This is a genomic window from Pseudomonas sp. SC3(2021) (genome assembly GCF_019856535.1).
In the GTDB taxonomy this organism is placed as follows: domain Bacteria; phylum Pseudomonadota; class Gammaproteobacteria; order Pseudomonadales; family Pseudomonadaceae; genus Aquipseudomonas; species Aquipseudomonas monsensis.
Genome location: NZ_CP082236.1, coordinates 1,037,908 through 1,051,317, shown reverse-complemented (window position 1 = coordinate 1,051,317; position 13,410 = coordinate 1,037,908). Strand labels below are relative to the sequence as shown.

Sequence of the window (13,410 nt, the reverse complement as noted above, 5' to 3'; positions counted from 1 at the left end):
ACAAACACAAGTGGCCATGAACGATATCTCCGCTCCCGAGCAATACGATCTGCAAACCGCTGCCCTGAAGGTGCCGCCGCATTCCATCGAGGCCGAACAGGCTGTGCTCGGTGGTCTGATGCTGGACAACAACGCCTGGGAACGCGTGCTCGATCAAGTCTCCGACGGCGATTTCTATCGGCATGACCACCGTCTGATCTTCCGTGCGATCGCCAAACTGGCCGATCAGAACATGCCGATCGACGTCGTGACCCTGTCCGAGCAACTGGACAAGGAAGGGCAGACCTCGCAGGTCGGTGGCCTCGGTTACCTCGGCGAGCTGGCGAAAAATACGCCGTCCGTCGCCAACATCAAGGCCTATGCGCAGATCGTTCGCCAGCGGGCGACGTTGCGCCAGTTGATCGGCATCAGCACCGAAATCGCCGACAGTGCCTTCAACCCCGAAGGTCGCACCGCCGAAGAGATCCTCGACGAGGCCGAACGGCAGATCTTCCAGATCGCCGAAGCGCGGCCGAAGACCGGCGGCCCGGTGGGCGTCAACGAACTGTTGACCAAGGCCATCGACCGCATCGACACCCTGTTCAACACCGACAACGCCATCACCGGCTTGTCCACCGGTTACACCGACCTCGACGAGAAGACCAGTGGCCTGCAACCGGCCGACTTGATCATCGTCGCGGGCCGTCCGTCGATGGGTAAAACCACCTTTGCGATGAACCTGGTGGAAAACGCGGTGTTGCGCAGCGAGAAGGCCGTGCTGGTGTACTCCCTCGAGATGCCAGGTGAATCGCTGATCATGCGTATGCTGTCGTCGCTGGGTCGTATCGACCAGACCAAGGTTCGTTCCGGCCAGCTGGAAGACGACGACTGGCCACGCCTGACCTCCGCAGTCAATCTGCTCAACGATCGCAAGCTGTTCATCGACGACACTGCGGGTATCAGTCCGTCGGAAATGCGTGCGCGCACCCGGCGTCTGGTGCGTGAGCACGGCGATATCGGCCTGATCATGATCGACTACCTGCAACTGATGCAGATTCCCGGCTCCAGCGGTGACAACCGGACCAACGAGATTTCCGAGATCTCGCGTTCCCTCAAAGCCCTGGCCAAGGAGTTCAACTGCCCGGTGGTTGCCCTGTCACAGCTCAACCGTTCCCTGGAGCAACGCCCGAACAAACGCCCGGTGAACTCCGACTTGCGGGAATCCGGAGCGATCGAGCAGGACGCCGACGTGATCATGTTCGTGTATCGGGACGAGGTGTATCACCCGGAAACCGAACACAAGGGCATTGCCGAAATCATCATCGGCAAGCAGCGTAACGGCCCGATCGGCTTCATCCGTCTGGCGTTCATCGGTAAGTACACGCGTTTCGAAAACCTCGCGCCGGGCAGTTACAACTTCGACGACGACGAGTGACCGTCGGCCGACATCATTCGGCCAACGGTCTCTCTCAGTGTCATTCAGCTTCGCGGGTTGCCTGTTCGTCCGTGCTGCGGACAGCCTGCTCACTCAGCTCTTGCCGGGTCAGCGTCTCGACCAGCGCCGCTTCCTCGATTGCCAGTGAAGCCTGCAGTGCCCTTGACTGCTCGTCATAGTCGGCAAACGCCAGTGTCTTCGCGTTATGTGCGTCGTCGAGCGTCGACTGACGATCCTGGAACGGCTGACGCTGGGATTCGAACTGCGACCGGTACTTGTGTGTGACGAATTCCTGCCAGAACTCCCGCGAGATCAACGCCTGAAATTCTTCTGGAGAATTATCCAGCGCAATGACCTTTTCGTAGGCGGCATCCAATTGGGCCTTTGACACATTGGCCAACTGTGCAAAGCCCATCCGCTCGGGTTGTCCCGGCAGTTGCAGGCGATCTTTCAGGCCGTGGCGGTAGGCGAGCCGGATTTCGACCTCTTCCTGTACATGGGCCGCGCCTGCCTGGGTTCCTCGCGTTTCGCTGATGGCCGCTTCACGCCGTGCGATGTCCGCCGATGCGATTTTGTCCACCTCGTGCAGGCGGAACAACGCTTTGGAAAGCGCTGACAGCTCCGGGCCTTGTGCCTGGTCACGGGCCTGGGTCCGCGCGTTGTACATCATTGTCCGCACTTCAAGATTGGCAAATGTGAAGGCCGCCCGGTCACAGCAGGTCGCTTCGCCCGCCCGAGAGAAAAGCTCCCTGCGCAAGCGTTCGGACTCCGGACTGTTTTCGGTGATGCTATCAATCACCTTCCAGACCCTTTGCTGCAGTGCCTGGTGGCCGGCGGGATCTTGCAGCAAGCGTTCAAGGGTATCGAACAAACCGTCCGAACCTTGCTGATCACGCAGGGTCTGCCATTGAGTTCTCCTGGCGGACACCTCGTCGGCGGACAGGCCGGCGGTCCAGCGTGCCATCGGGTCATCAGCCATGGCCCGAACGACGGCCGGGCCCCGTCCGCGGGCGGAGTCGATCAGATTGTTGCGGCCGGTCAACGGTGTCTCGGCTTCTATCAGGCGTTCGTTGTAACGGTTGAGGCGTGTAAGGGTTTCCGCAGATAACGGATTTCTGCCAATGTCGGTGACGTTGTTGACCCGTGCGGTGTGCGCCAGGCGCTCGTCCGGTGGTGCGATGACCGCGTCGTGAATCTCCGTGATCCGGTTGTGACGCAGATTGACGGTGTCGAGCAAGGGCTGGTCGACAAGTCCCGTGGGGAATGCGTCGATGCCAGTGCTCGCCAGATTGAGCGAGCGCATATCGAGGATCTGGCTGAAGTCCGGGGTGATAGCCAAATGAGGGTTGTCGTTCAGCCACAGGGCGCGCAGTGTGCTGCGTCCGGCCAGAACCTGGGCGCTCTCGGCGGTCAGGGCAATCTGGTTGTCCTGCAAAAACAGACGGGTCAGACCGTGCATTTCGCCAACGGCGGGCGGTAGTTCACGCAGTTGATTGCGCGAAAGGTCCAGCCAGCGCACATGGCGAAAACGGGTCAGAAAACCTTCGGGCGACGTGCTCAGGCTCATGTTGCTCAGTTTCAGCGAACCGACATGACTGAAGTCCACATCAATGTCCGGCAGGCTGGGCAGGTTCAGACCGCTGAGGTCCAGCTCGAGGCCGATCGGCGTTTGGTCGTTGGCCAGTTTCTGGGGTGTTTCACGCCGCCAGCAAGCGAGTATCCGATTGCTCGCCTCGGTCCGGTCGTTACGGTTTTGCGCGTTGATCTGCAATTGATTCGCCCGAATATAGCGCTGACGGATGCCACCGCCGGAAAACACCCAGGCATCGAGCTGGCCTTTCAGCATGCTGAACTCCTGTTCGAGGTTATTGAGCCGGATGCCTGCGGCGTCCTGTTCAAGGCTCCAGATGAAGTCCCGACAGGCCTTGATGCTTTTGCCCGGATACAAGCGCCGATAGCGCTGAACCCCTGAATCTTCGGTATCAAAGGCTGTCGGGCGCGTCGTCTTGATCAGCTCGGGATGTTCTCTGTTCAGTCGCCGCCAGTAACTGTCGAATTCTCTCCAGTAGCCCGGAGGGAAGTCGTTACCCGCCAGGTGTGTGACCGAGTTGATACGCGCCACTGACGCCAGGCGTTCTGCGGCCGGATTAATGAAGGCCTGTGGCACTTCCCGAAGCGCGTTGTGGCTCAGATTCAGGTCTGTCAATGCGCTCATCTCCTCCAGGCCTGTCGGCCAGTGAGTGATTCCGGTGTGACTGAGATCCAGCGAATTCAATCCGGTCATGCCACTGAAGTCCGGTGTGTTGTTCAAAGGATTATGGGAAAGGTCGAGCGCAATCAACTGGTTCAGGCCGGCCAGCCTTGCAGCGTCTTGCTGATCCAGTTCTATGTGGTTCGAACTCAAGTCCAGCCGTGTCAGCTTGCGCATGTCCGCCACCGGAGCCGGTAGTTTTTCAAGGCTGGAATGCTTGATGGACAAGCTGCGCAGGTCGGAAAAACCGGACAGAAAAGTCTCGGCGGCAGCCGACCCGTTGACGCCCGAAAGCGTTAACACGCGCACGTGACTGAAATCCGCGCTCAGTACCGGCAGGGATATGCCTTCGGCGGACAATATCAGCCGCGCTGCGGTCTCGTGACGCCAGCAGCGTTTGATCTCATCGGCGATCAGCTTCGCCTTGACCTCTGAAGCTGAGGAGGTCTGTGCGCCGCTTTCGATCCAGGCAAGCAAATCCTTTTTCAGGGTTTTGTATTCAGCTTCCTTGCGAGTCAGCGCGGCGCTGGCGGTGTCGCCAAACCACTGGAGCCAGGTCGCAACCTGTTGATCGTCAAAGGAGGGGAACAGTTTGCGCACGCGAGGCTCCAGCCTTTTCGGGCGATTGACGAAAGCGGCCAAGCGCTCGGCCAGACTTTGGCGCACCGGCCGTTCCGGTTCGCCACGGCGCATTCCGCCCGTTCCCGCGACGTTGACGCCCACCCAGCCATCCCGGGGGTCGAACACGATGGCTTCCGATCGGCCGGGACGAGTGGCGATATACACGTTGTCCGGGTCACGGGCCACCGGATCCTGCGTCCGGATGATGCGCATCACCGCCGCGTGGGGCGACGACGCCTCCTGATCATGCAAGACCTGATAGGTGCGTTCGTGGATCACCACGTAGAGTTTGTCCTCGTGACGGATCAGGCCGTCGCCATCGACTTCGACGTGGGCGAAGTCCAGCGTTGTCCGGAAGGCTTCAAGGCGGGTCTCGGACAGTGTGAAGATGATCGACTCAAGGTCCGGGCGCGGATGCCAGAGCGCGCTGTCGGCATCACGCACCAGCACCGGGCCGGAAGGGGTCAGTTCGCTGTGCAGTCTGGCGCGGTACAGACCGGTCAACGGATCGATGCCGATCTGCACGATGCCGCCGTCCGGCACATCGACATATGGGCGTCCCTTGAGTGTACGAAAACCTTGTGCGTCAGCCTCCGGCAAGCGTGCGCCAGTGGCGATCCAGTAGGACTCGATGGCTGTTTGCGCACGGGGCGAGGGCAGGGTTGCAGCCGTCGGCAGCTCATGAACGGTCAATGGAGGGGCTGGCGCAATCGCATCGGGATTGACGTCGGGTCGTGCTCTACCAGGCTCGGGGTGGTACCGCGCCAGCGTCGTGGTTGGCGCCCAGACATCGATCCGGCCCGGTCTGTCGAGCGACGACGAGGGGGCCTGTGCGGGGGAGGTCGCAGGGGAATGGATGTCGACAGTGGTGGTGCCTCTGACGGGGGGGCGAATCTTCATATTTTCATCCTTGCAGGGTTGCCCCTCGACCCTCGCGAACGGGAGCCGTGAGGCATTCGGCGTCATTGCCTTGAGGTTTGTCCGGCGGTCTTAAGCCGCCAGGTTGAATATTTTTTGTGCGGTTTTGCCATCGAAGGTTTCACGCCAGATGGCCACGTGCGGTAAACCGGCCTGTTCATCCCTGCGCTGGGACAACGTGCCGCGTCCGGCCTGCTCAAGGGTTTTCAGATGCCCGCCCTTGACCGTGAAATTCAGCGCATGGCTGTCGTGGGCCTCGTAGTGGAAATGGGCTTCCCATAACGGCATGGCGTCAGAGCGATCATTGATCGAATAAACGTCGAGAAATGTTTTTTTCGCGCCTTTGCCCATCGGTTTGCGAGACACCTTACGGACCACATCGAGTTCGCCATGGTCGAGCAGATAATTCAGGCGCATGACATCCAGCACGGCTCTGTTTTTGTACATGCGCACCAGAACGTTTTGTCCTTCTTCGGTCAGTGAGTCGCCAGCGCTGCGCAAGCGTGCGACCAGCCCGGCAGTTTCGCTGTCATCGACGGCCTGTTGATGGTTTTCCAACAATCTTGCCTGATCGTTGAGGCGATCGGCCTCGGCGCCCAGATACTCGAGAATATCCGTCGGGTTGGTTTTTCTGGCTTCCCTGGATTTTGCTTCGGCCAAGTGTCCGGCGACGCCGGCCAGCAGGCGACGGGCTTCGCTGAGGCGTTCGGGCCGAGGTGTGTCGACAATGTGCGGGCGCACCGGCAACCATTCGCCCTGGTGTTTTTCGTAGCGCTGCGGCGGGCTGTCGGGGCGGAACGGGTCGGGCACCTTGAGCGTGACATTACCATCGGTAGCGATTTCCGTTTCTCCCACCAGTACCTTGTAAGTGCCGTGTTGGCGGGTACGGAACATTTTCCTGGGCGGCGCCGGAACGGCTGACGAGGTATTCGACTGCGGCGGAACAAAGTCGAAATCGATCTCCTGATCGAGATGCGGAAGCTCGGTGTTGCGCTCAAAACTGTCATAGATCCTGGTCAGGCGACTTTCGATTTTGCTTTCGTATTGCTCGATCAGCGTAATGATTTCTTTGATGTAGCCGACCTTTTCCGGACTCTCCAGCGTCATTAACGCTGCGAATCGGCCTTTCTCGTTCTTTAGCTGATCGAGGGCCAATAACAACGCCAACGGTTGCTGGTGCTCGGGAATGCTCTTCAGACTTTCGGTGAACAGGTCGATCGCCCGTAACGATTCCATGCCCGGACTGGGCGGATTTGGAGAGTCATCCGTCAGCAGGCGCAGGTAAAGCGTCAACTGGTTGAATTTGATCTGATCGACGCCGGGGAGCTTGTTGTTCAATTCATCCAGGTCAGACACTGAGCTGGGGTCGGATTTCTTGATGTGTTCCATCAAGGCCTGACGGTCTTCGAGCAGCTTGAGCTTCTTGTTCAGATGGGTAATGACTCTCCGGTAAGTGCTTACGGACACGGCCAAGGCGAGAGGTTTGACTCGCATGTCCATGATCACCATGAGCCGGTTCAGGTTCTCCACCCGTTCCTTCTGGAACGTTCGCAATTCCCGCTTATATTGCCCGCTGGCTTTCAAATGCTTGAGCCATTCCCTGTTATCGATCAGCGACTGCACGAAGTCCGCCTGCATTTTGAGGAGTTTGAGCATGTGCACTTCAAGCTTGATCAGGGCCTCGGTTCTTTCGGTACTGCCTTCGGGTTGCAGCCGCACCTGCTCATGCAGGGCATCGTATTGTTGCGATGACCTTTCAATGGCCTTGTGCGCGTTATGAATGGGCTGGTAGCGCTGCATCAGTTCGTCCCGTATCGGTTTGAACGCCGGATGGCGTGGCATGCCGCCCTTGAGACCGGTGTTGATTGCCAGCCATTCGTTTCGCTCGTTTCGGGTGACTGCCAGGGTTGCCCCGGCGCGACTGGCGTTATAGGTATTGGCGGTGTCGGTGGCCACGGGGTCAGCCGGTTTGACGATGCGCCAGACCGCCCGTTCGGGCGTGGAGGCATCGAGATCCTGCAATGCCTGATAAGCATGGCCACGGATGACCACGTAGCGTTTGCCTGCGTGACTGAACAGACCGTCGACATCGGCGGCGGCAGTCCTGAAGTCCAGGTCCGTGCGAAAGGCAGCCAGACGCGTATCGGTCAGCGGCAAGCTGTCCGCGTCGAGTGGCGTGTGCGGGTGCCAGAGCCGGCTGACGGGATCGCGCAGAAGCAGCGGGCCGGAAGCGATCAGCTCGCTGGGCAGTCGGGCTCTGAACAGTCCCGTGTCCGGATCTCTCGCAACCAGCGTGACACGGCTGTTGGCCAGATCGACGTAGCGCCGTCCCCTGTGCACCCTGAAACCATCGCTGTTGGCATCCGGCAGCGCGGGGATGGCTGGCATGCTGTAACCCTCGATCGACTGCGGTGTTGTCGGCTGGGTACTGAGGGGCGACTCGTTGAGCGTCACCGAAGGCGCCCGCGTGGGCATTATCGCGTCCGCATTGATGTCGCCCGTCTCGGACCGCGATGGCACTGTGCGGCGTGTCGAATTGACCCGGCCTGCGTCGATGTGGTGTGAAGGGGGGGGCGTACTCGGAGGCCGGGCCGGAGGGTGAACGTCGACCGCTACATTGAGGCGGGTGGGTGGTTTGATCACCATGGTTTCATCCTTGAAAAGTGTGCTGTGAGTGGCTCATGTCGCCAGTTCGAATATTTTCTGTGCAGTTTTGCCATCAATGCTTTCGCGCCAGATGGGGGCATGCTCGTGTCCGCTTCGGGCGTCCCTGCGTTGCGAGCTAATGCCCTGGCGGCTCTGCTCGAGGGTTTTGAGGTGGCCGCCGCGTGCGGTGAAGCCCTGCTTCGGGCTGTTCATGCGGTCGTAGTGAAAGTGCGCGTGCCAGAGGGGGTCGCCGGTGCTTCTGTCGTTGAGCGAATAAACGTCGAGAAAGTGTTTATCCGAGCCCTTGCCGGAGACCGTGCGTGGCTGGGTCTGCACCACGCTGATCTGTTCCTTGGCGATCAAGTAGGCCAGTCGGTCGGCGCTGAGAAACGCCTTGTCTTTGTACAGGCGAATCCGGATGTGTTCGCCTTCGCTGCGCAGGCGGAGGCTGTCCTGCTGCAGACGCTGGACGAAGGTGGCGGTGTCGGCGTCGGTGCGATCGGGAGCGGTGTCGATCTGTCTGGCGAGGTGATCGCAAGCGTCCGCCTTGCTGCCGAGAAACTCGACGATATTGGTGGCATTGCGTTTTTCCCGTTCATCCTGCCAGGCCCGGTCGAGCCAGGATTGGGTGCGTTGCAGTTGCTGCCCGGCCTGTGCCCTGAGCGCTGGCAGAGGCGTGGCCTGCAGAGGCACGATCGGGCGCCACTGGCCCTCTTGCAGTGCGTAGGTGTGCATGACCTGAGCGGCGTCCACGGGGCTCATGACATCAATCACTTCCACACCGGTCTCGGAGCGGCGCGGGCGCCCGACCTTGATCTTGTCGACCCCTTGGTGCCTGGCGCGGAAAACCCGTCGGAGGCTGGCGGGCGGTGCGCTGCGGTCCTGGGGCGGGATGAAGTCGAAGTCGATGGGCTGTTCGTGCGCCGGCAGCATCGACGTCTTCAGCAATTGCCGGTGATAACGGTTCAGGCTTTCTTCAAGTGTGGTTTCGAAAGCCTGGACCGCCTCGACGATCTTTGCGTGTGAACGGGCAGGCTCGGCGCCGGGCGGCAACGGCATGTGTTCGAACGCGGCGCGAATGGCCGTGCATTGGTCGAACAGGCTGCTCAGCACCGCAACGCGGGTTTCTTCCGGCATGCCCTTGAGTGCCCGGTAGGAGAACGTTACCTGGCCGAACGAATACGCCAGGTACTTGGCATTGAAGTCATGGCTGGCCAGGGAGGTTGCGGCATCGGGCAGCGTGCGACTTTCGGCATAGACCCAGAAGGCGACGATTTCATGAATTTCTATCGGGTCGTACGCCGCCGCCTTCAACTCCTCTTCGGACAGGCGCCACTTGTGCAACAGTTCCTCGGCAAAATGCTCACGCTGTTTCATGACTACCAGCTTGTCCGCCAGATGTGTGGCGACTGCGCGGTATTCGGTGTCGGGGCCGCCGAAGATCGGACCGTCGAGCAACTTGCGTGAATCGTTGGCGATCATCAACTGGTTGCAGGACAGGATCTGTCCCTTGCGCAGCGTGATCAGTTTGTTTTTGTAGGCCTCACGGCCCTTGATGGCGACGACGGCCTCCTTTTGTTCGAGGTGCAGACTGACGGTTTTTTCCAGTATTCCCAGTTCTCGTCGGTGCTGGTCTTCCAGTTGCACCAGGATGTTTCGCTCGTTCTGCTTGTCTTTGGCTGCCAGCCATCGGTATCCCAACTGATCGGTCATGGTGATCGCCTGCTCTAATTCCAGATCCATCAACCGCAGCTCCAAGGCCAGATCGGCTGAATGGCTGGCGGCGGACGTTTGCCCCCGTCTGCGCATCCCGCTGGTACCGCCCACCTGGGCGGCGACCCAGCCATGCCGCGCATCGAAAACGATCGGCTCCGAGCGCCCCGGGCGTGTCCCGATGTAAATATTGCCGTGGTCCCGGGCCACGGGGTCTGCGGGATGAACGATGCGCATGACCGCCGACCTCGGTGAGGAAGCATCCAGATCATGCAGCACCTGATACGCGTGTTCTGCGATGACTGCATACAGCTTGCCGTTGAATCGGTACAGACGATCCGTCCCGGGTTCGATACCGCTGAAATCGAGCGCCGTACGAAAGGCTTCGAGGCGTGCGTCAGACAGGAGAAAAGTGGCCGGTCTGGCATCATCGAGCGGATGCCACAGCCGGCTCTGTGCATCGCGTATCAACACGGGGCCGGAGGGGCTGAGCTCACTGGGCAAGCGGGCCCGGTAGAGTCCCGTGTCCGGATCCTTCTTCACCAGCGCCACGCGGTCGTCTGACAGGTCGACGTAGTCGCGCCCCTTGAACGTCCGTAATCCCTGGTCATCGGCAGGCGGCAAGCGGATATCGGCGCTCTGCCAGTAATCTTCCAGCGATCGCATTTCAGGACGGTGACTGACAGGCGAGGAGGACGCCGCCGTGATTGTGACCGCAGGCACGCGGCGGATGGCATCCAGATCAGGGCTGTCCGGTGTATACCGGGCAGGGGGGCGCGCACCGGCGCTGGATACTCGCGTGCGCGGCGCTTGCCCGCTGACGACTGCGCCGGGACGTGGATGGACATCGACAATTGCCGTGCCCCTGATGGGTGGTTTCGGTGACATTTCTTCATCCTTGAAGGGTTGTCACATCGGCTGCCGATAATGGCTGGCCGATGGGGAGTCAGGTTGTGTGGCCGGTTTTGGCGCCGCAGGGGGGGCGAGACCGGCAAGGTATCGGCTCAAAGAGAAACCGACCATTGCCGTCGGAATTGGTCAAAATTTGTGCTATATTCCGCGCCCGCGATTTTTCATCTCAACACCGGTCGTCGACATGCAAGCAGCCAAGCCGTTATTTGACTATCCAAAATATTGGGCCGAATGTTTCGGACCAGCGCCATTCCTGCCAATGAGCAGGGAGGAGATGGATCAGCTTGGCTGGGATTCGTGCGACATCATCATTGTTACCGGTGATGCCTACGTCGATCACCCGTCGTTCGGCATGGCGATCATCGGCCGGCTGCTGGAGTCCCAGGGCTTCCGCGTCGGGATCATTGCGCAGCCGAACTGGCAGTCCAAAGACGACTTCATGAAGCTTGGCGAGCCCAACCTGTTCTTCGGGGTGGCGGCCGGCAACATGGACTCGATGATCAACCGCTACACCGCGGACAAGAAAATCCGCTCCGACGACGCCTATACGCCGGGCGGCATGGCCGGCAAGCGTCCGGATCGCGCGAGCCTGGTTTACAGCCAGCGCTGCAAAGAGGCCTACAAGCACGTACCGATCGTGCTCGGCGGCATCGAAGCTTCGCTGCGCCGCATCGCGCACTATGACTACTGGCAGGACCGCGTGCGTAACTCGATCCTGATCGACGCCAGCGCCGACATTCTGCTGTACGGCAACGCCGAGCGCGCCATTGTCGAAGTGGCCCAGCGTCTGTCCTACGGTCACAAGATCGAAGACATCACCGATGTGCGTGGCACCGCGTTCATCCGTCGTGACACGCCGCAAGGCTGGTACGAAGTCGACTCCACGCGTATCGACCGTCCGGGCAAGATCGACAAGATCATCAACCCGTACGTGAACACCCAGGACACCCAGGCCTGCGCCATCGAGCAAGAAAAAGGCCCGGTGGATGATCCCGAGGAAGCCAAGGTCGTGCAGATCCTGGCCAGCCCGAAGATGACCCGCGACAAGACCGTGATCCGCCTGCCGTCGATGGAAAAGGTGCGTAACGACCCGGTGCTGTACGCCCACGCCAACCGCGTGCTGCACCTGGAAACCAACCCGGGCAACGCCCGTGCGCTGGTGCAGAAGCATGGCGAGATCGACGTCTGGTTCAACCCGCCGCCGATTCCGATGACCACTGAAGAAATGGACTACGTGTTCGGCATGCCTTACGCCCGGGTTCCGCACCCGGCGTACGGCAAGGAAAAGATCCCGGCCTACGACATGATCCGTTTCTCGGTGAACATCATGCGTGGCTGCTTCGGCGGCTGCACCTTCTGCTCGATCACCGAGCACGAAGGCCGGATCATCCAGAACCGTTCCGAAGAGTCGATCATTCGCGAAATCGAAGAGATCCGCGACAAGGTGCCAGGCTTCACCGGGGTCATTTCCGACCTCGGCGGCCCGACCGCGAACATGTACCGCATCGCCTGTAAAACGCCGGAAATCGAATCCGCGTGCCGCAAGCCGTCCTGCGTGTTCCCGGGCATCTGCCCGAACCTGAACACCGACCACTCGTCGCTGATTCAGCTGTACCGCAGCGCCCGTGCCTTGCCGGGCGTGAAGAAGATCCTGATCGCTTCCGGCCTGCGTTACGACCTCGCGGTCGAGTCGCCGGAGTACGTCAAGGAACTGGTGACCCACCACGTCGGCGGCTACCTGAAGATCGCCCCGGAACACACCGAGGAAGGTCCGCTCAACCAGATGATGAAACCGGGCATCGGCAGCTATGACAAGTTCAAGCGCATGTTCGAGAAGTACACCAAGGAAGCGGGCAAAGAGCAGTACCTGATTCCGTACTTCATCGCCGCCCACCCGGGCACCACCGACGAAGACATGATGAACCTGGCGCTGTGGCTCAAGGGCAACGGTTTCCGTGCCGACCAGGTGCAGGCGTTCTACCCGTCGCCGATGGCCACCGCCACCGCGATGTACCACTCGGGCAAGAACCCGCTGCGCAAGGTCACCTACAAGAGCGACGGCGTGACCATCGTCAAGAGCGAAGAGCAGCGTCGTCTGCACAAGGCGTTCTTGCGTTATCACGACCCGAAAGGCTGGCCGATGCTGCGTGAAGCGCTGATTCGCATGGGCCGCGCTGATCTGATCGGTTCGGGCAAGGACCAATTGATTCCGATGCACCAGCCGTCTACCGACAGCTACCAGAGCGCCCGTCGCAAGAACTCGACGCCGGCCGGCAGCCATAAAGTGGCGAAAGAAGGCAAAGAGAAGACCACCAAGATCCTCACCCAGCACAACGGCCTGCCGCCGCGTGCCAGTGATGGTGGTAATCCGTGGGACAAGCGTGAGCAGGCCAAGGCGGCGGCATTCGCCCGCAACCAGCAGGCGGCCAAGGAGCGTAAGGACGCGGCCAAGGGTAAAGGACCGAAACCGGCGCGCAAGCCGGTCGTCCCGCGCTAAGCAACACTTGAGCTGAACAGAACGCCAACCTTCGGGTTGGCGTTTTGCGTTTCCGGGATTGGATTTATGTTGGCTGCAAGATCCATCCCCCTCACCCCAACCCTCTCCCCCATGGGGGGCGAGGGGGAAGGGAGCCGATCTGTGTGCTTTTCAAAATCGAAGTTCGGCTCGGAGTTTCAGGTCGGTGTAGCTCGCATGATCAACTCGGTCAGTTGCCTCTCCCTCCGGGAAAGGGCCAAGGAAGGGAGCCGATCTGTGTGCTTTTCAAAATCGAAGTTCGGCTCGGAGTTTCAGGTCGGTGTAGCTCGCATGATCAACTCGGTCAGTCCGCTCTCTCTGGGAAAGAGCCAGGGACGGGAGCCGATCTGAGTGCTTTTCACAATTGAAGTTCGGCTCGGAGTTTCAGGTCGGTGTAGCTCGAATGGTCAACTCGGTCAG

At 60.4% G+C, this 13,410-nt stretch carries 5 protein-coding genes; 2 read left to right on the top strand and 3 right to left on the bottom strand.

What is annotated here, in order from left to right; genetic code table 11:
• Window positions 1-16 precede the first annotated feature (16 nt).
• A complete protein-coding gene (dnaB, locus tag K5Y35_RS04690) occupies window positions 17-1,414 on the top strand; it encodes a replicative DNA helicase (protein ID WP_053277211.1) in 1,398 nt (465 codons plus the stop codon).
• 40 nt (window positions 1,415-1,454) lie between these two features.
• On the opposite strand, the gene K5Y35_RS04685 is transcribed toward dnaB, so the two are convergent.
• The 3 genes from K5Y35_RS04685 to K5Y35_RS04675 all read right to left on the bottom strand — a co-directional run bounded on the left by K5Y35_RS04685 (window position 1,455) and on the right by K5Y35_RS04675 (window position 10,451).
• Window positions 1,455-5,186 carry an NEL-type E3 ubiquitin ligase domain-containing protein gene (locus K5Y35_RS04685; protein WP_261991238.1) on the bottom strand — a complete coding sequence of 1,244 codons (3,732 nt, stop codon included), beginning with the start codon at window positions 5,184-5,186 and terminating at the stop codon, window positions 1,455-1,457.
• Window positions 5,187-5,276: 90 nt separating this feature from the next.
• Window positions 5,277-7,850, bottom strand: a complete 2,574-nt coding sequence (locus K5Y35_RS04680) for a hypothetical protein (protein WP_261991237.1) — start codon at window positions 7,848-7,850, stop codon at window positions 5,277-5,279.
• Between the two features lie 33 nt (window positions 7,851-7,883).
• Window positions 7,884-10,451, bottom strand: coding sequence for a hypothetical protein (locus K5Y35_RS04675; RefSeq protein ID WP_222833779.1), 2,568 nt, complete (start codon window positions 10,449-10,451; stop codon window positions 7,884-7,886).
• 208 nt (window positions 10,452-10,659) lie between these two features.
• Here K5Y35_RS04675 and K5Y35_RS04670 point away from each other — a divergent pair, with 208 nt between their 5' ends.
• Window positions 10,660-12,972, top strand: a complete 2,313-nt coding sequence (locus K5Y35_RS04670) for a YgiQ family radical SAM protein (RefSeq protein ID WP_123470930.1) — start codon at window positions 10,660-10,662, stop codon at window positions 12,970-12,972.
• Window positions 12,973-13,410: the final 438 nt, after the last annotated feature.

Coding starts and splice junctions, on each gene's coding strand:
- dnaB (WP_053277211.1), top strand. CDS start 17: ATGAACGATATCTCCGCTCCCGAGCAATACGATCTGCAAACCGCTGCC.
- K5Y35_RS04685 (WP_261991238.1), bottom strand. CDS start 5,186: ATGAAGATTCGCCCCCCCGTCAGAGGCACCACCACTGTCGACATCCAT.
- K5Y35_RS04680 (WP_261991237.1), bottom strand. CDS start 7,850: ATGGTGATCAAACCACCCACCCGCCTCAATGTAGCGGTCGACGTTCAC.
- K5Y35_RS04675 (WP_222833779.1), bottom strand. CDS start 10,451: ATGTCACCGAAACCACCCATCAGGGGCACGGCAATTGTCGATGTCCAT.
- K5Y35_RS04670 (WP_123470930.1), top strand. CDS start 10,660: ATGCAAGCAGCCAAGCCGTTATTTGACTATCCAAAATATTGGGCCGAA.